This window comes from Bradyrhizobium cosmicum (assembly GCF_007290395.2).
Taxonomy (GTDB): domain Bacteria; phylum Pseudomonadota; class Alphaproteobacteria; order Rhizobiales; family Xanthobacteraceae; genus Bradyrhizobium; species Bradyrhizobium cosmicum.
In genome coordinates this window covers 4,557,369-4,580,066 of sequence record NZ_CP041656.2, presented here as the reverse complement: position 1 = coordinate 4,580,066, position 22,698 = coordinate 4,557,369, and the positions used below count along the sequence as shown (strand labels likewise).

Sequence of the window (22,698 nt, the reverse complement as noted above, 5' to 3'; positions counted from 1 at the left end):
AAAGGATTTTACCGCAGCGGCTTCTTCAGGAGCGAGAAGCGGTCCGGATCGAGCCCCATCGACGGTTGCAGCATCGGCGCTTCGGCGGGGGCGAGCGTCTTGGCCGGCGGCGCCTGGAACACCGGGTCGTTGGGCACGTCGCGCTGCGAGGTGGCGCCGCGCCAGCGCTCGAGCACCGCACCGACGAAATGCATGTCGTGCCCCGAAGTGACGGACGGCACGCTGCTGATGGTGGCTTCGCCGCGCGGCAATTGATGCGGCGGCACCTCCTTGAAGCGAAGGCGCGTCGGCAGTGCGACGCCTTCGCCGAATGCCAGCACCTCGCGGGTGCCGAGCGAGGGCACGAAGGACAGCAAATTCGCGGCAGCATCCGACACCGCGGCACGCAGCAGCGCCTGGTCGCGCTCGTTGGCAAGACGCATCGTGAACAGCGTGTTGCACTGGGAGATGATGGTGGCGTCGAGCTCGGCAGGGCGCTGGGTGATGAGGCCGAGATACACGCCGTATTTGCGGCCTTCCTTGGCGATGCGCGAGACCGCCTTGCGGGTCGGCCCGAAGCCGACATTGCGGTCGGCGGAGGCGTAGCGGTGGGCTTCCTCACAGACGAACAGCATCGGCGAGACGCCGTCGCTCCACAGGCCGAAATCGAAGGCCATGCGGCACAGCACCGAGACGACGGAATCGATGACCTCGGCCGGGAAGCCGGCGAGCTGCATCACCGTCATCGGCTTGCCGTTGGCGGGCAGGCGGAACAGATGGCTGATCACCTCGGCCATGGTGTCGCCGCCGACATTGGCGTTGTCGAACATGAAGGCGTAGCGAGGGTCGTTGCGCACCGCCTCGATGCGCGAGATCAGCTTGTGATAGATGATGCGCGAGGAGCGATTTTCGAGCTTGCCCATGCGCTCGTCGATCAGCGAAATCAAATCGACCAGCCGGTACGGCACCGGCGTGTCGACGGTGAAGCCGACCTGCTTGGGATCGATGCGCTTGAGGCCGAGGCGGTCGGTGTTCTGGTACTGGGTGTAGATCCCCTTGGCGATCGGGATCACCTCGGCGAGGACGTCGAGCTCCTCCGGCACGCCGGCGCGGCCGCCGAACAGCACGTCGACGATCTCCTCGAAATTGAACAGCCAGAACGGCAGCTTCAGGTTCCGCGGGTTGAGCACCAGCGCACGGTCGCCGAAGCAGCGGCCATATTCGTTGTGCACGTCGAGCAGGAAGATGCGCAGATTCGGACGCGCCTTGAGGATCTCGTTGAGCAGCAGCGACACGCCGGTGGATTTGCCGACGCCGGTCGATCCGAGCACCGCAAAATGCTTGGACAGCATTTCCTCGACGTCGACATAAGCGACGACGGAGCGGTCCTGCTGGAGGAAGCCGACGTTGATCTGGTCCGACCCGGTCGGCGCGTAGATCGTGCGCAGCTCCTGGCTGGTGATCAGGTCGACGGAATCCCCGATGGTCGGATAGTTGGTGACGCCGCGCTGAAACTTGGCCTTGTCGGCGGCATTGTGGATTTCGCCCAGCAGGTCGACGGAGGCGATGGCGATGTAGTTGTCGCTGCTCGACAGATTCTCGCAGGACACCTCGGTGATCATGGCGACGATGACCGAGCTGGCGCAGCGGATGCTGACGAAGCGGCCGACGGTGGCCCGGACCTCCGAGATCGGCATCTGGCTTTCCGCCAGTAGTCCGACCCGGGCGAGCGACCCGCGAACCGAAATCACGCGTCCAAAGGATGTCACGATGAATGAACCTGGAATGAGCGAGGAGTTTAACCCCGACTATGAGAGGCGGGGCTGCACAAACGGTTAAGCAGCAGGTGCAGGCGTTTTCTTAAATCTGCGACAATTCGGCCATGAGATTTGTTCCGACTGTATGCTTGCTCCCGGAATCGGCGGGAAAATGCTGCTTTTCTGGGCCCATCTTGTCGCGATCCGTTAAGGAATGATTTACCATGTACGGAACAGCGGTTGACGAAGGACGGAAGTCGCGACGGCCGGCGAGGGGGACGGGACGGATGTCGGGAAAAATCGTCAAGACGCGCGTCGGGCCGGGCATCTATCTGCTTCGATTCAAGACGCAGTACGAGCTGACATCGACCTTCCTGCGCGTGCAGGAGCAATACGAGTCGCCGGAGTTTCACGGGCGGGTGTTCTCGCTCGAGCAGTACATGGACTGGTATGCCGCGCGACACGGCAATTTCACCTACTATCAGGACTGGTCCGGCTTCAACGTGCCTTCGACGGCGTTTGCGCCGTTCCATGCCGGCGCGTTCGATCCGCTCACGCGCAAGGAGAAGCGGCTGCTCGGATTGTTCGCGAGGTTGCGCGGACGCTTTTACGTCATCGGCGTCTACGAAGGCCGCGGCAGCACCCTGACGCACGAGCTCGCGCACGCGCTGTTCTTCACCGACGCCGATTACCGCAGCAAGGTGCGAGAGGCGATGCGTCCATATGATACGCGTGCGCTCGGGCGGCAGCTCGCAAGGGCCGGCTACGCGCAACACGTCATCGAGGACGAAACCCAGGCCTATCTGATTGCGCCTTCGGGCAAGCTCGGTCTTGCGTCGAAGGCGTTGATGCCGCTGCGGCGAAAGCTGCGGGCGCTATTCCATGAGCATGCGGCGAAGCTGTCGGTGCCGGCGGGCTAAGGGAGATTGCGCCGGATGAAGTCGATGGTTCTCTTCTGGCGAAAATAGTTGCAGTGCCAGACTTCGGGATCGTTGCCAAAATCCTCGATGTCCCGGATTTTCAGCGGAAAGTCTGTCTCTCCCAGGTTGGTCATCGAGCCAGTATCGACCACGAGGTCGTTGTCGCCGGGGAAAATCTGGTCGGCCGCAAGGTCGGCACCCCGTAGCGCTCTGAAGTTTTTCCAGAACTGCCATCCGGGGTCCACCGTCGCGAAATTCGACTTGACGACGAAATATGCAGGCTGCGTCGTGCAAGGACCTAGTCGAAGCAAATTGAGTTCGTAGTTGTTGGATATCTGGGATTGTCCGAACAGCCCCGGAACGAGCGCGATGAGCCCGTCAAGGAGAGGCGTGTGGGCGAGTGTCCCGGTGACGGTCATCACCACCTCGACCAGCTTGCCCGCGACCCAGAGAAACGGATTGGCAGCGCCGACGAGCGTCAGCGTCTTCTCGGCAAACGTCCCGATATTGGAGATCAGGCTCAACGCGTGCTGGAGCTTGTCAGGCGCAGCCAGCGAGGTGCCGTACAGCGGCGAGCCCGCGAAGACGACGCGCGTCTCGGCTTTGAGCGCTGCGCCGAACGCTTCCAGCCACCAGCGAACGATCAATCCCCCGCGGCTGTGGGCGATGACGTGGACCGCTCCGGTGGCGCCGCTGAAAGCGCGTCCGAGCTCGAGCGCATTCAGCACCGGGCTTACGGCGAGCGTCGCGTGCTCGAACACGAGAACCTGGTCGTACTTGTCGGGTCCGTTCAAAGCGGCATTGAGAAATGCCTGGCCGTCCGTCGTCGCTTCGAATTCGCCAACCATGTTGACGGCGTTGGAGAAGGTCCCGTGGACGAGCAACAAGGTCCGGCCCTTGAACGGTCCGTGGACATCATTGGCATCGATGACGAATTTTCGCGGTCCGCCCCGCAATTGTCTGAGGTGGGATTGCAGCGAGACGCCGATCGCGGAATTGAGGCGCATGTCGATCGCGCCGATGGCAGCGGCAGCCCTGTTGGGCTGAAGCCTCGGAAACTCCTTGATCAGAACGACCGTCTGGTCCGGAAGCGGTGGCGGCCCTCCGGCACGTCGTGCACGGCGGCGGCGCTGCGGCGCTTCCTCCCGGGCCGGAACGCCGTCATACCAGCGCAGGACGCCGTTTTCCTCGACCAGCGAAGCCGCAAGAATGTTGCCGTCGGGCGAGTTGGATGCGCTCCGCCGGCGCCGTCGCAGGCCTGCCACGGAGTCCATCCTGTCATCATGATCGACGTAGAGAGCCTTGAACAGGTCGTCGTGATCCTCGGCCGCCTTGATCAGCGACCGGTAACGGCGGGGATCCTCCGCGTCAAACTGTGACATGTTCGATGCCGTCATTCGTTGATGATCGGAAGCGGTGTGACGTTCAATTCGCGTGCGCGCTGGATGTCGAGCAGGCTGTCGAATTCCTTCTGGCTGCGCATGTTGGCTCGACCTTCGGTTTGCGCGTCCTTGAACCCATAGGCTCCCGTCAGGTAGGTGGCCTCGAGCATCACGAGATCGCCTGACGTCACATAGGCCCTGATTTCGGCGTAGCTGATTTTGGTGAGCCGCCAGCCATAAGGATCGACGTAGGGCAATCCCGCATCCCGGGTGGCCGCGTCGCCAACGCTCGCCACCGTTGCTGGTATCTTGATCACGCCCACGAAGTCGTCATGCGCCTTTTCAGATCGCCAATAGCCGACGAAAGCATGCCCGCTGAGCAGCACGACGACCGGAAAGATGCCGACATATTCGAGACAAGAGGCGAGCAACAGCGCGAGGTCGATGCAGGTGCCGGTGTTGGACGCGACGATCTCGCTCGGCGTGCGCAGCCGCTGACTTTGCTCGGAATAGGCGGGAGGAGGATTGATGTACTGGAAACGATATTCGTTCACCAGTGCGGTCCAGATGGCCTGGACCTGGCGGTCGACGGCGCCCTCTTCGTCTTGCTGATAGCCGTCGAACCCTGCTCCGGGATCGTCGAGAATGCCAATCAGATAGCGTCGCGAGGCCTGGATGATTGCAAGAATTGCGGGATCCCTGGGCAGCACGAAGCAAGGCAGCCACGGGTTATTCCTGGTGTCGTCGACCCACTCGTCAACAGGGATCAGGGTGACGCGCCTTGTTTCCTCGAACGCTGTCTTTCCGCCACAAGTCACTCTCACGTAAACGGCGGACTGCACTCGTTCGTGCAGCGAACGCGTCAGGCCGGCGGTGAGGGGGACGATCACTTTGGAGAACAGCGGCAGCTGCAATTCCGTCATGATCGGGATCGTGTAGCGGTAAGGGTAATTCTCTGCGCCGACGCAGAGCTCGACTTGAATTGCGATCGCTTCGACAGGGCCCTCAACCAGCCGCGTCAGCGTCAGCTTTTTGAGCAAGGGCCTGTTATTATGCAGCAGCGAGTAGTTGATTTCCCCTGCGACGTCCAGGTCGACCTTGATCGGAATCATGAGGCGGCCCTCTTCTTTCGGGAAGATGCCTTCTTCCTCGCCGGACGCGATCTCGACGTCGGCCTCTTGATGGATTCGCTGCCCTCTTCGAAGACACTACGTCCCATCCAGATCACGATCGACGTGCCGTGTACGTCCAGCGGCATCGCCTCCCACGACATCAGGAAGGCGTCCGGAATCGATAGGATCTGGTCTTTCGTTCCGTAGCGCCAGTTCCAGTAGAATGTCTGGAAGAACAGTTCCGCGACATCGTCGTCGATCTCGTCGAGAAAGCCGAGAGCGACGTGGGCTCCCTTTCTGACCAGTTCGCGCGCGATGCGCGCGCCGGAATAGTAGAGATTGAGCGTCACGAGCCGAGGTGGGGTGGTCGGATTCACAAGGGTCTCGGCAAGATCTTCGTATAGAACGGGAAGCTCGCTTTCATGGGCCTCGCGGAGGATCATTCCATCAGGCACCCGTCCGGCCTCGTCGATGGTCGCATTGAAGAGCGCCTCTTTCATCCTCTTCATGTCCGGATAGAAATCTTTGACCATCCACCCGGCCTGGTGGGTATCAATCCCGGTGACGTGGATCGCCTCCCAATTCTTACGGCGGACTTCCTTGGCGAGTTCGCTTTTTTGGGGCGTTCGTAGGATCGTCCGGTATGGATCGTCGTCTTTTCTGCCAGATGCACCAATCGCGACATCGATGCGCTTTTCCTCGTCCTCGAATCCGTACTCGTCATCGAAGCGCCCAGGCGCGCTTTCGACGAAGAGGACGCTGTTCGGCGGGTGCGGCCTGACCTTCGCAAAACCGCGGCCGAAAAGGCGAGAAATCAAGGTGCTGTGGTAACGGCCCTCCGCGCGCGTGCCGGCGCTGAGCAGGTATTCCCAGGGAATTTCGCAGGCGGCCTCATGGATCGCGCAAGCCTCCTTATCCCGACGATCCCAATCGTACAGTTCGACCTCGATACGGTTTACGTGCGCCAACTCGCGCAATCGTTTGGACGAAATACCCACGCGCTCGAGGTCCTTGGCGGCGCGTTTGCCGATGGATTTGCGTTGCTCTGGATCGGAAGCCCATCGCGAGCGCACGCGCAGGAGATAAGTCCACTCTTGCGCGAGCCGTGGGAGAAGCTCGGCATTTTCGATGCTGGTCTCGGCGACGCCGGCGGCGCGTATCGTGGCGATGCGTCCCGGCGCCGAATTGCCGGCCGGCTGCGCGCTCATGGATCGCTTGGCCATCGAGCTCCCCCGACTCCCGGCGCGCCTATCGTCCTGCCGCACGGGTTCCAGACATTACACCTTTAGATAGCAGCTGCCATCAAGATCAGCTCAGGCAGGAGAACAAATTGTCGCGCGCGCGTCCGGCGGCCAGGAGGCGCTGCGGTTGCCCGCGCAACGCGCGAGATCTGGTCGGAGCAAAATGGGCGGTGTCGGGGTAAGCCCAGCAACACGAGTTTGTTGACGAGACCTAATCATTTGTACATTAGTACAAATAAACTGCGGCCTCGGTGCCGCCCCGGATGCATGAGCTGATCGCAGCCGTGCATCCGGATGCGCGATCCGGTCTGGCGGATCGCAGTCAAGCCTGGAGGAAACCATGCAGCCCGAACCGATCCTCGATCTCGCCCATCTCGGTCACATGGAACTGCTGACGCCGAAGCCGGACGAGAGCCTGAAATTCTTCGTCGACGTCATGGGCATGACCGTGAGCGGGCAGAAGGGTGACTCCGTCTACCTGCGTGGCTGGGACGATTACGAGCGCTATTCGTTGAAGCTCACGGCCTCGAAGACATCAGGCATGGAGCATATGGCGCTACGCGCGCGCAGCCAGCAGGCGCTGGAGCGGCGCGTCGCCGCGCTCAAGGGCTCCGGCTTCGACATCGGCTGGATCGACGGCGACATGGGGCAGGGGCCGACCTTCCGCTGCAGGGATCCCGACGGCCACATCGTCGAACTCTATTACGAGACCGAATGGTATCAGGCACCGCCGGAATTGAAGCCGGCCCTGAAGAACCAGGCGCAACGTTTTCCCGCGCGCGGCGTCAACGTCCGCCGCCTCGACCATCTCAACTGCCTGGCCACCGACATCAAGGCCAATCGCGAGTTCTTCGAGAACTATCTCGGCTGCCGCCTCACCGAGCAGATCGTGCTCAATGACGGACGGGAAGCGGCGATGTGGCTGACGATGTCCAACAAGAGCTACGATTTCGCCTATTCGCTCGACCATTCCGGCGTGCCCGGTCGCTTCCACCACGTCACCTACGCGCTCGACAGCCGCGAGGAGATCCTGCGCGCCGCCGACATCTTTCTGGAGAACGGCGTCCACATCGAGACTGGTCCGCACAAGCACGCGATCCAGCAGACCTTCTTCCTCTACGTCTACGAGCCCGGCGGCAACCGCGTCGAGGTCGCCAATGCCGGCGCGCGGCTGATCCTCGCGCCCGACTGGAAGCCTATCGTATGGACGGAAGAAGAGCGCAAGAAGGGGCAGGCGTGGGGCCTGAAGACGATCGAGTCCTTCCACACCCATGGCACGCCGCCGGTGGAGGCGAAGAGGCACGACTAATGCGTTGATGTGCGAACCCTCGCGATCGTCTCTTGCACACCGGTCCAGGCCGGCTTGTCCGGCGCGAACTGCTTGCGCAGGAAGGTGACGAGCTCCTCGACTTGCGCGTCGCTCATGCTGTTCCTGAAAGCGGGCATGTAGCCGAGATCGCTGGAGACCGGATCGGCAATGCCGTGCAGGATCACCTGCACGAGGTTGTCCGCTTTTGCGCTGTGCAGATTGCTGTTCAGCGCGAGCGAGGGCCTGCTGCCGAACAGCGGCAGGCCGCCGACCTCATGGCAGACGGCACAGGCGCCCTGGTAGAGGCGCGCGCCGGTGGAGGCAGCGGTGGTGACTTGCGTTGCGCTTTCGAGTTTCGCGGCGAGTGCGGGCGCATCGGCCGCGTCTTCGTTGAACGAATTGAGATAGACCGCCATCGCGCGGATATCATGATCGGGCAGGGCCTTTAGATCCCTGACGATCGGCGCCATCGGGCCGGCGGCGACGCCGTGATAGCGCGAATGGCCGGTGCGCAAATAGGTGAACAGCTCGTTCTCGCTCCACGGGACCGGCGCGTGCGACAGCGAGGTCAGCGGCGGCGCCTCCCAGCCCTCGGCAAAGCCGCCGGCGAGATAGGCGTTCCGCTGCTCGGCGCCGAGCGCATTGCGCGGCGAATGGCAGGCGCTGCAATGGCCGAGGCTCTCGACCAGATAGGCGCCGCGATTCCAGGCCCCGGATTTGGCGGGATCGGGCTTGAACTCTTTCGCGTCGTGAAACAGCGCATTCCAGCCAGCGAGCAGCGGGCGCAGATTGAACGGGAAGGCCAGCGCGTTCGCCGGTGGAATCGCCCGCACCGAGGGCTGTGCCATCAGATAGGCATAGAGCGCCTGCATGTCGGCGTCGCTGGTTCTGGCGAAATGCGTGAAAGGGAAGGCGGGATAGAGCTGCCGCCCGTCGCGATGCAGCCCGTCGCGCATCGCGCGCTCGAAGGCGGGATAGGACCAGGCGCCGATGCCGGTCTCGACATCGGGCGTGATGTTGGTGCTGTAGATCGTGCCGAAGGGCGTCTCTAGCGCGCGGCCGCCGGCGTTGAGCGCGCCCGTGAGGCTGGTGTGGCACTCGGCGCAATTGCCGAGCGCGGCAAGCTGCTGGCCACGGGCGATGGTCGCGGCGGAATAGACCGATGCATCAGGCCGCGCGATCGGCGCGATGGCGCGGCCGGGCATGAGAGCTGCGCCAATGCCGATCGCGGCGGTGCAGACGGCCGCAATTGTTGCAAAGATGCCGGCGCGCTTGACGAAGGGACTTTCCCAGATGCGGGACGGAGGGAGCGCAGCAGGGGCGGGCAGGGCTTGCGGCACGGGCGATGTCTCACCGTGCAGGCCCTTCAGGATGCGCTCCGGCGTAAATGGCGGCTCGCGAAAGCGCACGCCGGTGGCATCGAAGATCGCATTGGCAATCGCCGCCGCGCTCGGCACCGACGCGGACTCGCCGACGCCGAGCGGCGGCTGGTCCGGCCGCGGCAGCATCAGGACGTCGATCTTTGGTACGTCGGGGAAAGGGATGATCGGATAGGCGCCCCATTCCCGCGCCGCCACCGCGCCGCGCTCGAACGAAACCTCCTCCATCAGTGCGCGGCTGGTGGACTGGATGACGTTGCCGTGGATCTGGTGGCGCACGCCGTCCGGATTGATCATCAGGCCGGAATCCTGCCCGGCGACCACGCGGGTGACGCTGACGTCTCCGGTGGTCTTGTTGACCGCGACGTCCGCGACCCAGGCCGACCACGCCGCGCCGTAGCCGGGAAACTTGCTGTGGACGTAGAGCGCGTACGCAAAGCCGCGACCGTGCACGATCTCGCCGTCCTTGTCCTCGCGAACCGGTCGTGGCGTCCAGCCCGCGCGCTCGGCGACCGCGTTGACGAGATCGACCGCGCGCTGGTCCTTGAGATAGCGCAGGCGGTATTCGATGGGGTCGACGCCTGCCTCGGTTGCGGCCTCGTCGATATAGGATTCATGCGCAAAGGTGTTCGGCAGCGCCGAGACGCCGCGAAACCAGGACGCGCGCACGATCGGCGCCATGTCATGCGCGACAACGCGCATGTTGTCGTAGTCGTATGGCGGGATCGCGGTGCGATCGCCCATCTGCAGCACCGCGGGCTCGGACGAAACGCGACCGGTGAGCAGGAGCGCAAGCGTCGGCGCGGCATTCGAAGGGTAGCGCGTGGCGAGATCGTAAGCCGCGATGCCGCCGTCGGCGTCGAGGCCGCCATTGACGTCGATGAGCTGCGCGGTGCCCTTGGGCTCCCAGGCGTGCTCCTGCTCGCGCGTCAGCTGCACGCGTACGGGCCGGCCGACGGCGCGTGAGAGCAGCAGCGCATCGGCGGTGACGTCATCGGCGCAGTTGCGGCCATAGCATCCGGCGGCCTCCAGCCGGATGACCTCGATTTCGCTCTCGGGACGTTCGATCAGCAGCGCGAGATCGCCGCGCAGCAAATGTGGATTCTGCGTGCCCGACCAGACGCGGATATTGCCGTCCCTGAAATCGGCGACCGCGCAGGACGGACCGATCGACGCGTGCATCTGGTACGGCCAGACGTAAGTGCGCTGCATCGGCCTGGCCGCGCTGGCGATTGCGGCATCCACGTCGCCCTTGTCGATCAGCGTGCGCGGCGTCGAGGGATTGGCGCGCAGCGCGGTCTCGACATCGGCGAGGTCGGTGAGTGCAGGCGTTGGCCGCCAGCTCACCGCGAGCTGCTCCGCCGCGCGGATCGCATGTTCCTCGCGTTCGGCGACCACGCCGACGAAATCGCCAATGCGCACGACGGCGATGAGACCGGGGATGTCGCGCACCGACGACTCGTCGACGGCAATGAGGCTGGTGCCGACGAACGGCCCGGCATCGACGCCGGCATAGGGCGGACGCACCACGCGGCCGTGCAGCATTCCGGGCACGCGGATATCGTGCACGAAGGTCAGCTCGCCCGTGGCCTTGGCGGGGAGGTCGACGCGCGGCATCGACTGGCCGACGATGGCGTAGTCGCCGACGGGCTTGACGGTGACGTCTTCGGTCAGCTCGAGGCGGATCGTCTTGCCGCCGATCAGCTCGCCATAGCTGACGCTGCGGTTGTCGCGCCCGCGCACGAGGCCGTCCTCGATCCGCAAGTCGGCAGCTGGCAGCTCCAGCCATTCTGCTGCGCGCGCGATCAGGAAATGGCGGGCTTGAGCGGCGGCCTTGCGCAGGGGGACGGCGGTGATCTGGATGGTTTCGCTGGCGATCGTCGCGCCCTGATTCGGAACCAATGCGGTGTCGCCGAGCACCACGACGACGCGGGCAAAGGACACGTCGAGCTCTTCGGCGACGATCTGGCCGAGCGCGGTGCGGATGCCGGTGCCGAGATCGACATGGCCGTTATAGGCCGTAACCGAACCGTCGGCGGTGATCCGGATGAAAGTTTCGGATGTCACCTCGTCCACCGTGTGGACGACGACGAGCGACCCCGGTTGCCGCTCAGCTTCATTCGGAAGAGGGAAGGCCATCAATCACCGGCCTCGGCGAGTTGGCCCGAGGCGCGCATCACCGCGCGCAGGATTTCGACATGCGTGCCGCAGCGGCAGAGATTGTAGCGCAGCGCCGCAAGCGCTTCCTGCTCGGTCGGCTGCGGATTGATCGCGAGCAGCGCCTTGGTGGTCATGATCATGCCGTTGAGGCAGTAGCCGCATTGCGCGGCCTGCTCGTCGATGAAGGCCTGCTGCACCACGTCGGGCTTGTCGCGCGTGCCGAGGCCTTCGAGCGTCACGATGTCGCGGCCGGCGCAGCCGCCGATCGGAATCACGCAGGAGCGCGCGGCCGCGCCGTCGATCAGGACAGTGCAGGTGCCGCATTCACCCAAGCCGCAGCCGTATTTCGGACCGTTGAGCCCGAGATCGTTGCGCAACACGTAAAGCAGCGGCGTCTGCGGCGCCGTCGTCACGTCGTGGATCCTGCCGTTCACGGTGAGGCGGATCGGTGTCTGAATCATCCTCGTTCCCAGGCCCCGCGATCACGCGATCGCAAAAAATCCAAATCGCTCAAAATCCATGTCGTGACGATACCGTTTGTACACAAACGTGCAAGTCGGCATGCCGCAGTGCAGCGCGATTGCCCGCTTTGTGGACAGGTCGGATAGGCAAATGAGGTTTTATGCGGCAGTCGCATCTTTTGCGCCGCACGGCCGCTTGACAGCTTTCGGGAGCGCGCGCACCATCGTTCGTATACGAATGATAACCGCAGTGTGCGCTGGCTTCGACATGGTGATGGAAACGACGAGCGCTGTTGCCGACAAGATCCGCTGCGATGCCTGTCCGGTGATGTGCTACATCAGGCCGGGCGCCGCGGGCGCGTGCGATCGCTACGCCAATCACGACGGCAAGCTCGTCCGCGTCGATCCGCACGTGATCCTGGAGCGAACCGTCTCGCATGGCGGCAAGCTCGTCCCGTTCAGCCGCACCGAAGATTGGGACGGCAAGATCGTCCATGAGCCCTCGACCTTCGTGACGGCGATCGGCGCGGGCACGACTTATCCCGACTACAAGCCGGCGCCGTTCATCGTCTCCGCGGAGGTCGACGGCGTCGACATGGTGACGGTGGTCACCGAGGGCATCTTCTCCTATTGCGGCATCAAGGTGAAGATCGACACCGACCGCTATCTCGGCCCCGAGACCGCGACCGTCCGTGCGCAGGGCGAGGCGGTTGGTCACGTCACGACCAGCGAATACGGCTCGCAGATGCTGTCGCTCGGCGGCGTGCATCATCTCACCGGCGGCTCCAAGAAGGAGGGCCGCGTCACCTGCGATACGCTGATGGATCTTGCGAATTGCAAGGCGGTGGAACTCACCATCGACGGCGGCGCGAGCGTGGTGGTGCAGGCCGGCCAGCCGCCGATCGTCAACGGCATGAAAGAAGAGCGCATGCGCGTCGGCTGCGGCTCGGCGACGATCGGCATGTTTGCAAAGCAGTGGCACGGCAAGGTCGACGAGGTCGTCGTGGTCGACGACCACATCACCGGCGTGCTCAGCGAGCACCAGGCCGGCAAGCTGCTCGACATCGCCGACACCGGCATCAAGATGAAGGGGCGTCGCTCGACGCCCGGCCGCTATTTCCAGGTCGCCGATCCCGGTACGGGCTGGGGGGGCACCAACATCTCCGATCCACTGTCGATTCTCGGGCCGTTCGACGTGAAGGAGGCCAAACCCGGTCTCTCGATGCTGATGGTCTCCACCACTGGCGAGCATTCGTCCTATTACGTGCTCGACGAGGCCCTGAAGCCGGTCGAAACCGAGATGCCGGCCGACCTGAAGTTCTCGGTCGAGCGCATCCAGGAGAATTGCGAGCCGGCGCTGTGCACGGTGCTGTTCATGGCGGGTGCCGGCGGCTCGCTCCGCGCCGGGGTCACCGACAATCCGGTGCGGCTGACGCGCTCGGTGAAGGACGCGCTGACGCGCGTCACCAGCGGCGGGGCGCCGGTCTATGTCTGGCCGGGCGGCGGCATCACCTACATGGTCGATGTGACGCAGATGCCGGCGGGCGCGTTCGGCTACGTGCCGACGCCGGCGCTGGTCGCGCCGATCGAGTTCACGATGAAGTTGTCCGACTACGCGGCGCTCGGCGGGCACATGGATTACGTAAAGCCGCTCTCCGAGGTGAAGAACGGCGATGATGTCCGCCAGCTGCCCTGGCAGAACCCGATTCCGGGGCCGCGGGCATGACCAGGCTGCCGCAGATCGCATTGCTGTCTGATGGCCGGCGGCTGCATTTGCAGGATGGTCCGATCGATCTGATCGTAGAGGCGAGGGGGCACGCGGACGAGGTGCGGGCGGCCTATGAGGCGGCGGCGGGGCGCTTCACCGGATTGCTTGACGAGCTTTGCTCGGAATTGCCGGAGCTGCGGCGGGCGGCGCTGCCGGCGGCGTGTTCGCTGGAGGGGACCGTGGCGCGGCGCATGTATGCTGCCGTTACTCCCTACGCCTGGGACCGCTTCATCACGCCGATGGCTGCAGTGGCGGGCAGCGTAGCCGAGGAAATTCTTGGTGCCATGATTCACGTGGCGACGCTCGATCAGGCCTACGTCAACAATGGCGGCGATATTGCTCTCCATCTCGACGAGGGCGAGCATTTTTTGGTCGGCTTGATGGATCGGCCGGATCGTGACGGCGTGATGCGAACGATGCGGGTCTACTCGACTGACCCTGTGCGCGGCATCGCAACCAGCGGGCGCCACGGTCGCAGTTTTTCATTCGGCATCGCCGATGCTGTAACGGCGCTGGCCGCCACGGCGTCGCAGGCCGATGCAGCGGCCACGATCATCGCCAATGCGGTCGATCTGCCAGGGCATCCCGCCATCATCCGGAAGCCTGCGAATGCGCTTCAGCCTGACAGCGATCTCGGCCCACGTCTGGTGACCCGCGAAGTCGGTGAATTGTCGCAGACCGAGATCGCAGCAGCGCTGGAATTTGGCGCGGAATGTGCACGGCAATTATTCGATCGCGGATTGATCGAGGGTGCCGTGTTGCAGCTTTGTGGTGATATGCTTGTCATCGGACCGAAAGATATTGAACGGCAGAAATCGCGCCCGCTGGTACTGGAGAACGCGGTTCATGCCTGAGCAGGGAAGAAACCAGGGGAAACAATCATGAGCGCGATCATCCGCAAGATCGTCACCGTCGTCGAAGAGACGCAGATGGAGATGGGCCGCCAGGTCTCGCCGCCGACCCGTCGCGCCGCGGCGATAGCCGTGATCGAAAATCCCTTCGCCGGAAAATATGTCGAGGATCTTTCGCCGCTGATCGCGATCGGCGAGGAGCTTGGTGAGCTCCTGTCGAAGCGCGCGGTGGCGGCGCTCGGCATCGACGGTTCGAAGGCGCAGAGCTACGGCAAAGCAGCGGCGGTCGGCGAGAATGGCGAGCTGGAACATGCGGCTGCGATCCTGCACCCCAAGATGGGCGCGACGGTGCGCAAGGTGCTGGGCAAGGGCGCCGCGCTGATCCCGTCGTCGAAGAAGCGCAGCGGTCCCGGCACGACGCTGGATATTCCGCTCGGCCACAAGGACGCCGCCTTCGTGCGCAGCCATTTCGACGGCATGGAGGTGCAGATCAACGATGCGCCGCGCGCCAACGAGATCATGGTCGCGGTCGCCGTCACCGACAGCGGCCGCCCGCTGCCGCGCGTCGGCGGGCTGACGGTTGCCGAGATCAAGGGCGAAGACGGTCTGAGATAGCTGGCACGGCTTCTCCGATCATCGCGCTGAAAACGTAGAGAGTTAAAAACTGGAGGTTGGGATGCGAGCAAGAAATCTTTTCGTCGGCGCGGCCTTCGCGCTTCTGGCGAGCGGCATGGCTCATTCGGCCATGGCGCAGGACATCAAGATCGGCGAGATCAACAGTTACTCGCTGCTGCCGGCTTTCACCGAGCCCTATCGCAAGGGCTGGCAGCTCGCGGTCGAAGAGATCAACGCGGCCGGCGGCATCAACGGCAAGAAGCTCGTCGTCATCTCCAAGGACGACGGCGGCAAGCCGGCCGACGCGCAGACCGCGGCCAACGAGCTCGTGTCGAGCGAGGGCGTGGCGATGCTGGCGGGCACGTTCCTGTCGAACATCGGCCTCGCAGTCAGCGACTTCGCCAACCAGAAGAAGGTGTTCTTCCTCGCAGCCGAGCCACTGACGGACGCGGTCACCTGGTCGAAGGGCAACAAGTACACCTTCCGCCTGCGGCCCTCCAACTACATGCAGGCGGCGATGCTGGTGGAGGCGGCCGCGAAGCTGCCCGCGAAGCGCTGGGCGACGATCGCGCCGAACTACGAGTACGGCCAGTCGGCGGTGTCGGTGTTCAAGAAGCTGATGTCGGAAAAGCGCCCGGACATCCAGTGGGTCGACGAGCAGTGGCCGCCGCAGGGCAAGATCGATGCGGGTCCGGTGGTGCAGGCGGTTGCTGCCGCCAACCCCGAGGCGATCCTCAACGTCACCTTCGGCGCCGATCTGGTGAAACTCGTGCGTGAGGGCAACACCCGCGGCCTGTTCAAGGGGCGCGAGGTCGTGTCGTTCCTGACCGGCGAGCCCGAATATCTCGATCCGCTCAAGGACGAGACGCCCGAGGGCTGGATCGTTACCGGCTATCCCTGGTATTCGATCAAGACCCCCGAGCATGACGCGTTCCTCAAGGCGTACCAGGCCAAGTACAATGACTATCCGCGCCTCGGCTCGATCGTCGGCTATCAGACCATCAAGTCGGCGGCTGCGATCCTGACGAAGGCCGGCTCGACCGATCCGGAGAAGCTGATCGCCGCGGCGGAAGGGCTGTCGATGCCGTCGCCGCTCGGTGAGATCACCTTCCGCAAGATCGACCACCAGTCGACGCTCGGTGCCTATGTCGGCAAGACCGCGCTGAAGGATGGCAAGGGCGTGATGGTGGACTCGGTCTACAAGAAGGGCTCGGACTATCTGCCGAGCGACGCCGAAGTCGAGAAGCTGCGCCCGAAGGATTGATGTCTTCCTTCTCCCTCTCCCCGCTTGCGGGGAGAGGGTCGGGGTGAGGGGGAGCCTTCGCGAGGGAGGTGATAGTGAGCCCTGCGGAAACTCCCCCTCACCCGAATTTGCGCGTTGCACAAATTCGACCTCTCTCCGCAAGCGGGGAGAGGTGAGCCAAGCCTCGCATGCCGCGGCATGCAACACCCAACCCGGACCGCCGATGGCCTTTTACGTCGTACAGTTTCTGACCGGTCTCGCCAGCGCAGCGTCGCTGTTCCTGGTGGCCTCGGGCCTGTCGATCATCTTTGGCGTGACGCGGATCGTGAATTTCGCGCATGGCGCCTTCTACATGATCGGCGCCTACATCGCCTTCACGCTGACGGAACGCCTCTCCGGCACCTTCGGCTTCTGGGGCGGGATCGTGTTGGCTGCGCTGGCCGTGGCGGTGATCGGCGTGCTTGTCGAGATGGTGCTGCTGCGCCGCATCTATCACGCGCCGGAACTGTTCCAGCTGCTCGCGACCTTCGGCCTGACCTTGATGGTCGAGGACCTCGTCGTGCTGGTCTGGGGTCCCGACGATCTCGTCGGCCGTCGTGCGCCGGGCTTCCGCGGCGCGGTCGATTTCTTTGGCCAGAACATCCCGAGCTACGATCTGTTCCTGATCGTGCTCGGCCCCGTCGTGCTCGGGATCCTCTGGCTGCTGTTCCAGCGGACCCGCTGGGGCGTGCTGGTGCGCGCGGCGACGCAGGATCGCGACATGGTCGCAGCGCTCGGCGTCAATCAGAAATGGCTGTTCACGAGCGTGTTCGCGGTCGGCGTCTTCCTCGCCGCCCTCGGCGGCGCGCTTCAGATCCCGCGCGATGCCGTGCACCATGCGATGGATTTGCGCATCATCGTCGAAGTCTTTGTCGTGGTCGTGATCGGCGGCCTCGGCAGCATCGTCGGCGCCTTCGTCGCGGCGGTGCTGGTCTCCGAGCTCAACGCGTTCGGCATCCTGATCTTCCCGAAGATTTCCATCATCCTGGTCTTCCTGGTGATGGCGGCGGTGCTGATCGTCCGTCCCTGGGGCCTGTTCGGCAAACCCGAGGCCCCCGCGCGCAAGACGCCGGGGCTCACCGTCAATCCGTGGCGTCCGCTGACGTCGAACGAGCGGCTGGCTGCGCTGGCGGCGCTCGTCATCGCTGCGACCCTGCCGCTGTTCGCAGGGAACTATGCGCTGACCGTCGGCTCCGAGATCGCGATCTTCGTGATCTTCGCCGTCAGCCTGCACTTCCTGATGTCGGTCGGCGGGCTCGCCTCGTTCGGGCACGCCGCCTATTTCGGCCTTGGCGCGTACGGCGTCGCCTTTCTCGCCAAGATGGCGGGGCTGCCGATGATCGTGTGCCTGTTGCTCGGCCCGCTACTCGGCTGCATGGGCGCCGCCGTGTTCGGCTTCTTCGCTGTGCAGCTCTCCGGCGTCTATTTCGCGATGCTGACGCTCGCTTTCGCGCAGATCGTCTGGTCGATCGCGTTCCAGTGGGTGAGCGTGACAGGCGGCGACAACGGCATCTTGAGCATCTGGCCGGAGAAATGGGCTGCGAGCCCGTCGAATTTCTACTGGCTGGCGCTCGGCGTCGCGGCGCTCGTCACGATCGCGCTGCGAGCCATGGTCTTCTCGCCGTTCGGCTATGCGCTCCGGGCCACGCGCGACTCGCTTCTGCGCAGCGAGGCGATCGGCATCAATGCCAAGCGCATCCAGTGGACGGCCTTCGTGATTGCAGGCACCACCGCCGGCATCGGCGGCGCGCTGTTCGCCTACCTCAAGGGCAGCGTCTTCCCGGACAATCTCGGCATCTCGCTCTCGGTCGACGCGCTGGTCATGGTGCTGCTCGGCGGCGTCGAGACGGTGTCGGGCGCGGTGATCGGCGCCATCGTCTACAAGGCTCTCAACATCTGGCTGGTCAGCCAGACCGATCTGTCGAAGCTCGTGCTTGGCGGTTTCATCGTGCTGATCGTCGTGGTCTTCCCCAAGGGCATCGTCGGCATGCTGGAGATGCTCGCGCAGCGGCGCAGGAAGGCTTCGCCGCCGGGATCGCCTCTTATTGCCAAGCCTATCGAGTCCGCCGAATGAGCGTCGCCCCCCCACTTCTCGCGGTCGAAGGCCTGACCAAATCCTATGGCGGCATCCATGCCGTGCGCGGCGTTTCGTTCTCGCTGCGCGCCGGCGAGATCCTGGCGCTGATCGGTCCCAACGGCGCAGGCAAGAGCACCTGCTTCGATATGCTCAACGGCCAGAACCGGCCGGATTCCGGCCATGTGCGTCTGCTTGGCGAAGAGACCACCGGCAAAAAACCCCGCGAGATCTGGCGGCTCGGGGTGGGACGCACGTTCCAGATCACCGCGACTTTCGCCACCATGACGGTGCGCGAGAACGTGCAGGTCGCGCTGGTGTCGCATGGCAGGCAATTGTTCAATCTCTGGGGCTCGGCGCCGAATTACGATCGCGGCGAAGCCGCACGCCTGCTCGAACTCGTCGGCATGGGCGGCTACGCGGATCGTCCCTGCGGCGAGCTCGCCTATGGCGATCTCAAGCGGCTCGAGCTTGCGGTGGCACTCGCCAACCAGCCGAAGCTGCTGCTGATGGACGAGCCGACCGCCGGCATGGCGCCGCGCGAGCGCGTCGAGTTGATGCGCCTGACCGCGCAGATCGCGCGGGAGAAATCGATCGGCGTGCTGTTCACCGAGCACGACATGGACGTGGTGTTCGAGCATGCCGACCGCATCATCGTGCTCAACCGCGGCACCTTGATCGCCGAGGGCTCGCCGGCGGAGGTGCGCAGCAATCCGCAGGTCCAGGCAGTCTATCTCGGCGAGGGTCTGCTCTACGAGGCCGGACACCGCGAGGGAGCCTCCGCATGAAGCTCACGGTGCAGGACCTCAACAGCCATTACGGCCCGGCGCATATCCTGTTCGACATCGGTTTCGAAGTCGGCGAAGGTGAAGTGGTGGCGCTGCTCGGCCGCAACGGCGCCGGCAAGTCGACGACGTTCCGTTCGATCGTCGGCCTCGTCGCTCAGCGCTCCGGGCGCATCATGTTCGAGGGCAAGGATGTCTCGGCACGCCCGACGCATGAGATCGTGCGCGACGGGCTCGGCTACGTGCCCGAGGAGCGGCGCATCTTCACCGATCTGACAGTGGAGGAGAATCTGGAGGTCGGTCGTCAGCCCAAGCGCCCGAACGCGCCATACTGGACCCGAGAAAAGCTGTTCGCGCTGTTTCCAAACCTGGGCGAGATGAAGAATCGCCCGGGCGGACGCATGAGCGGTGGCGAGCAGCAGATGCTGACGATCGCGCGCACGCTGATGGGCAATCCGTCGCTGGTCCTGCTCGACGAGCCCTCGGAAGGCCTGTCGCCGAAGATCGTGGAGCAGATGGTCGAGGCCATCCTGACCATGAAGAAGGAAGGCGTCAGCATCGTCGTCTCCGAGCAGAATTTGCACTTCGCGCGGCTGATCTCCGATCGCGCCTATATCATCGAGCGCGGCCGCATCTGTTTCGGCGGCACCATGGCCGAGCTCGATTCGCGTCCGGATATCCGCGACGCGCATCTGTCGTTGTGAGGGGCGGGGATCGGATGGCGAGAAGCGTCGCGGTGAAGAAGGGCGTCAAGCCGTCCAAGTCCTCCTACGTGCTCGACGAGCAGGTCGGCTTCATCCTGCGCCAGGTCTGGCAGCGTCATAGCTCGATCTTTTCCCGAGACATCGGCACCAACATCACGCCGACGCAGTGGGCGGCGCTGTCGAAACTCGCCGAGGCCGGGCCGTGTTCGCAGAACCAGCTCGGCCGGCTGACGGCGATGGACGTCGCGACCATCAAGGGCGTGATCGACCGCCTGACCGCACGCGGGCTCACCGAGACCAGCCAGGATCCCGAGGACGGGCGGCGACTGCTGGTCACCCTGACCCGCGCTGGTCAGCAGCTTGCGGAGAAAGTTGCGCCGAATGCGCTCGCGATCACGCGTGAGACCCTGGCGCCGCTCGAGCCGAAGGAGCGCGAGACGTTGATGGCGCTGTTGAACAAGCTGCGGTGAGCGGCGACTAATCTCGATAAAGGTTTGTCGAGGTTTCCGGCATGAGAGCAGCAACACGGATTGCAATGGCTTTGAGTTTCGGTGTGGCGCTGGCGGGCAGTAGCAATCCCGTCTGGGCGGCGCAGCCCTATGAAGGGTTCTGGGCGTCGACGAGGAAGGACTGCCGCGATCAGGACAGCGCCAATCGCATGAGTATCGAAGGCGGCAACCGTCTCTATTGGTACGAGACGCGCTGCCGCGCCAACGAGATCACCGCCGATGGAAAGCTCGGCTGGAAGATGAAGCTTGCCTGCGAAGGTGAGGGCGAGAAGTTTCGCTCCAATCCGCGTGTCTCCATCGCTGCGGACGGCGGGCTGGTGATGGACAACGGTCCGGTCGGGCAGGCCAGGCGCCAGACCTATGTGCGTTGTGAGATCGCGAAAAAGCGGTGATCCCCTTACGTCTTTCCCGGCCATTTGGCGCGGTAGCGGATTTCGCTGCCATCAGCGAGTCGGCGCCATGTGCCGAATTCCGGCGTATGCGGCGCCCGCGCGGTCAAATCGATCGGATAGATTCGGCTCGGCTGCCCTTCGATAGTGACGGCGAGCTGGCGGTGCGAGGTGCGAAACGCCAGTTCGACCTCGCCCGCGATGACGGGCTGGTCGCCGTCGCGACGGAAGGCGGCGGGGGTCACTTCGCCCGGCATGGTGTTGAGGTCGGTCTGCAGTTCGATGGTGATGCCCTGCGGTGACGTCGGCACCGTGACGCCGGCGGGAAAGCGAACCTCGAACATGAGCAGGGGATTGCTGGCGTTCGGATTGAGCCAGGGTGTGGCGGTCGTATAGGAATAGGCAATGTAGATGCCGATACCCACGGCGCAGAGCAGGACGACGACGCCGAGCGACTTCAGGCTGTTGCGCGCGACGCCCCCATTGTCCGCGCCCGTGCCTGAACGCGTCACCAGCCAGCTGGCAAGCACCGCGCCGGCGGTCGCCCCGATCGGGGAGTAAAAAAATAGCCCCAGCAGGCCCGATGTGATCGGGTCGGCGCGGTTGCCGAAATCGAGCAGCGAGAACAGCATAAAGGTCGCGATATAGCCCGCTACCGCGCCAGCAACGCCAACGGCTATCCGCGATGAGTTTTTCATGTCTCGCTCGATGGTCCAGCAAATGAACGCCGCCGCCGAGGGCCGCCTGCGTTAGACGCAGCAGGCAGCAGACTTGTTCAATGCGCTTGAAGCTGCGTCACTTCGCCACCACTTCCGGTACCCTGCCAGCGGGTGGGGTATTGCGGCTGCGCTGGGTGCGCACGATGCCGTCAATGATGGTCATGCCGATGCCGGGGAGGTCGCCGAGCTGCACGCTCTCCAGGATGGTCTTGCCGGGTGAATGCTGCGCCTTGTCCATGATGACGAAATCGGCGGAGCGGCCGACCTCGATCAGGCCGCAGTCGAGCTGCCGCATCCGCGCGGTGTTGCCGGTGGCAAGGCAGAACGCGATCTCGGCGGGCAGCTCGCCGATCGAGGACAGCATCGAGACCATGCGCAGGATGCCGAGCGGCTGCACGCCGGAGCCGGCCGGCCCGTCGGTGCCGAGGATGACGCGATGCAGGTCGCCCATCTCGCGCGCGATGCGCAGCGTGTAGAGCGCCGAGCGCTCATTGCCGTTGTGAACGATCTCGAGCCCGCGCTTGCACCCCTCGCAGATGCAGCGGATCTGGTCGTCGGGAAGCGCGGTGTGGCCGCCGTTGATGTGGCCGACCACGTCGGTGTCGGCCTCGAGCACCACGTCCTTGTCGATCAGGCCGGAGCCGGGGATCGAAGGGCCGCCGGTGTGGATCGTGCTCTGGATGCCGTATTTGCGCGCCCAGCCGACCATTTTTCGCGCGGTAGGTCCGTCCTTCACGCCGCCAAGGCCGACTTCGCCGAGCAGCTTGACGCCGGCGGCCGCCAATTCCTTGAAGTCTTCCTCGACCATCTCGCATTCGATGACGGGGGCACCGGCGTGAACCTTCACGCCGCCCGGGCGCAAGGTCCAGAACGCGCGCTGGGCGAAGATCGCCATCGCCTTCAACCCCACGACGTCGCGGGGGCGGCCGGGCATGTGCACTTCGCCTGCCGAGATCATGGTGGTGATACCGCCATGGAGCGAGCTGTCGATCCAGCCGGTCTGGTTCTGCCGCGGCGTCCAGTCACCCGCGACGGGGTGGACATGGCTGTCGATCAGGCCGGGGGTCACCGTCGTGCCGTTGGCATCGACAATGGTGGTCGCGCCTTCGGTGTTGAGGTCCTTGTGGCGGCCGATCGCGGTGATCTTGCCGTTCTCGGCGACGATGGTGTCGCCGTCCAGGATCGGCTTTTCCAGCGCTCCGGAGAGGATCAGACCGATATTCCGGATCACGAGTTTCGAAGGTCCGGTGGCCTGGGGTGCGTCATGCGCCATGGAAGGGGTCCTTGTCCTTAACTGCAACG

The 22,698-nt window shown here is 64.3% G+C and carries 19 protein-coding genes; 11 read left to right on the top strand and 8 right to left on the bottom strand.

Going from position 1 to position 22,698, the window contains the following annotated elements:
* Window positions 1-8 precede the first annotated feature (8 nt).
* Complete coding sequence (locus tag FNV92_RS22100) at window positions 9-1,748, bottom strand: ATP-binding protein (RefSeq protein WP_143844570.1); 1,740 nt, start codon at window positions 1,746-1,748, stop codon at window positions 9-11.
* A gap of 275 nt (window positions 1,749-2,023) precedes the next feature.
* On the opposite strand from FNV92_RS22100, the gene FNV92_RS22095 reads away from it, so the two are divergent.
* Window positions 2,024-2,656 (top strand): ABC transporter ATP-binding protein, encoded by a 633-nt coding sequence (locus FNV92_RS22095; protein WP_143844571.1) that lies wholly within the window; start codon window positions 2,024-2,026, stop codon window positions 2,654-2,656.
* On the opposite strand, the gene FNV92_RS22090 is transcribed toward FNV92_RS22095, so the two are convergent.
* The 3 genes from FNV92_RS22090 to FNV92_RS22080 are packed head-to-tail and all read right to left on the bottom strand — an operon-like array spanning window position 2,653 to window position 6,373.
* Entirely contained in the window at window positions 2,653-4,038 is a 1,386-nt protein-coding gene (locus FNV92_RS22090) for an esterase/lipase family protein (RefSeq protein ID WP_015686900.1), read from the bottom strand. The genes FNV92_RS22095 and FNV92_RS22090 overlap by 4 nt on opposite strands.
* An 11-nt stretch (window positions 4,039-4,049) precedes the next feature.
* Window positions 4,050-5,150, bottom strand: coding sequence for a hypothetical protein (locus FNV92_RS22085; RefSeq protein ID WP_015686899.1), 1,101 nt, complete (start codon window positions 5,148-5,150; stop codon window positions 4,050-4,052).
* Window positions 5,147-6,373 carry a hypothetical protein gene (locus FNV92_RS22080; protein ID WP_143844573.1) on the bottom strand — a complete coding sequence of 409 codons (1,227 nt, stop codon included), beginning with the start codon at window positions 6,371-6,373 and terminating at the stop codon, window positions 5,147-5,149. Before FNV92_RS22080 ends, FNV92_RS22085 begins: the two co-directional genes overlap by 4 nt.
* A 358-nt stretch (window positions 6,374-6,731) precedes the next feature.
* Here FNV92_RS22080 and FNV92_RS22075 point away from each other — a divergent pair, with 358 nt between their 5' ends.
* The gene (locus FNV92_RS22075) at window positions 6,732-7,700 is read left to right on the top strand and encodes a catechol 2,3-dioxygenase (protein ID WP_143844574.1); all 969 of its coding nucleotides are present in this window, start codon (window positions 6,732-6,734) and stop codon (window positions 7,698-7,700) included.
* On the opposite strand, the gene FNV92_RS22070 is transcribed toward FNV92_RS22075, so the two are convergent.
* Both FNV92_RS22070 and FNV92_RS22065 read right to left on the bottom strand, forming a co-directional pair.
* Window positions 7,697-11,218: a molybdopterin cofactor-binding domain-containing protein gene (locus FNV92_RS22070; protein WP_143844575.1), complete on the bottom strand. Its 3,522-nt coding sequence runs from the start codon at window positions 11,216-11,218 to the stop codon at window positions 7,697-7,699. The genes FNV92_RS22075 and FNV92_RS22070 overlap by 4 nt on opposite strands.
* Window positions 11,218-11,700, bottom strand: a complete 483-nt coding sequence (locus tag FNV92_RS22065) for a (2Fe-2S)-binding protein (protein WP_015686895.1) — start codon at window positions 11,698-11,700, stop codon at window positions 11,218-11,220. The genes FNV92_RS22070 and FNV92_RS22065 overlap by 1 nt, the downstream gene beginning before the upstream one ends.
* 268 nt (window positions 11,701-11,968) lie before the next feature.
* On the opposite strand from FNV92_RS22065, the gene FNV92_RS22060 reads away from it, so the two are divergent.
* The 9 genes from FNV92_RS22060 to FNV92_RS22020 all read left to right on the top strand — a co-directional run bounded on the left by FNV92_RS22060 (window position 11,969) and on the right by FNV92_RS22020 (window position 20,680).
* Window positions 11,969-13,426 carry a 6-hydroxynicotinate reductase gene (locus FNV92_RS22060; protein WP_186355536.1) on the top strand — a complete coding sequence of 486 codons (1,458 nt, stop codon included), beginning with the start codon at window positions 11,969-11,971 and terminating at the stop codon, window positions 13,424-13,426.
* Window positions 13,423-14,322, top strand: coding sequence for a UPF0280 family protein (locus tag FNV92_RS22055; RefSeq protein WP_143844577.1), 900 nt, complete (start codon window positions 13,423-13,425; stop codon window positions 14,320-14,322). The genes FNV92_RS22060 and FNV92_RS22055 overlap by 4 nt, the downstream gene beginning before the upstream one ends.
* A gap of 27 nt (window positions 14,323-14,349) precedes the next feature.
* Window positions 14,350-14,934 (top strand): amino acid synthesis family protein, encoded by a 585-nt coding sequence (locus FNV92_RS22050; RefSeq protein ID WP_143844578.1) that lies wholly within the window; start codon window positions 14,350-14,352, stop codon window positions 14,932-14,934.
* A gap of 61 nt (window positions 14,935-14,995) precedes the next feature.
* A complete protein-coding gene (locus tag FNV92_RS22045; RefSeq protein ID WP_143844579.1) occupies window positions 14,996-16,198 on the top strand; it encodes an ABC transporter substrate-binding protein in 1,203 nt (400 codons plus the stop codon).
* Window positions 16,199-16,400: 202 nt separating this feature from the next.
* A complete protein-coding gene (locus FNV92_RS22040; RefSeq protein WP_143844580.1) occupies window positions 16,401-18,290 on the top strand; it encodes an ABC transporter permease in 1,890 nt (629 codons plus the stop codon).
* Window positions 18,287-19,078, top strand: a complete 792-nt coding sequence (locus tag FNV92_RS22035; protein WP_143844581.1) for an ABC transporter ATP-binding protein — start codon at window positions 18,287-18,289, stop codon at window positions 19,076-19,078. Before FNV92_RS22040 ends, FNV92_RS22035 begins: the two co-directional genes overlap by 4 nt.
* Window positions 19,075-19,779 (top strand): ABC transporter ATP-binding protein, encoded by a 705-nt coding sequence (locus tag FNV92_RS22030; RefSeq protein WP_143844582.1) that lies wholly within the window; start codon window positions 19,075-19,077, stop codon window positions 19,777-19,779. Before FNV92_RS22035 ends, FNV92_RS22030 begins: the two co-directional genes overlap by 4 nt.
* A gap of 14 nt (window positions 19,780-19,793) precedes the next feature.
* Entirely contained in the window at window positions 19,794-20,249 is a 456-nt protein-coding gene (locus FNV92_RS22025; RefSeq protein WP_143844583.1) for a MarR family winged helix-turn-helix transcriptional regulator, read from the top strand.
* Between the two features lie 41 nt (window positions 20,250-20,290).
* Complete coding sequence (locus tag FNV92_RS22020) at window positions 20,291-20,680, top strand: hypothetical protein (RefSeq protein ID WP_143844584.1); 390 nt, start codon at window positions 20,291-20,293, stop codon at window positions 20,678-20,680.
* Window positions 20,681-20,685: 5 nt separating this feature from the next.
* Here FNV92_RS22020 and FNV92_RS22015 read toward each other — a convergent pair whose 3' ends face one another.
* Together FNV92_RS22015 and FNV92_RS22010 are read right to left on the bottom strand one after the other, a co-directional pair.
* The gene (locus FNV92_RS22015) at window positions 20,686-21,375 is read right to left on the bottom strand and encodes a hypothetical protein (protein WP_143844585.1); all 690 of its coding nucleotides are present in this window, start codon (window positions 21,373-21,375) and stop codon (window positions 20,686-20,688) included.
* A 97-nt stretch (window positions 21,376-21,472) separates the two neighbouring features.
* Window positions 21,473-22,669 carry an amidohydrolase family protein gene (locus FNV92_RS22010; RefSeq protein ID WP_015686884.1) on the bottom strand — a complete coding sequence of 399 codons (1,197 nt, stop codon included), beginning with the start codon at window positions 22,667-22,669 and terminating at the stop codon, window positions 21,473-21,475.
* Between the last annotated feature and the right edge of the window lie 29 nt (window positions 22,670-22,698).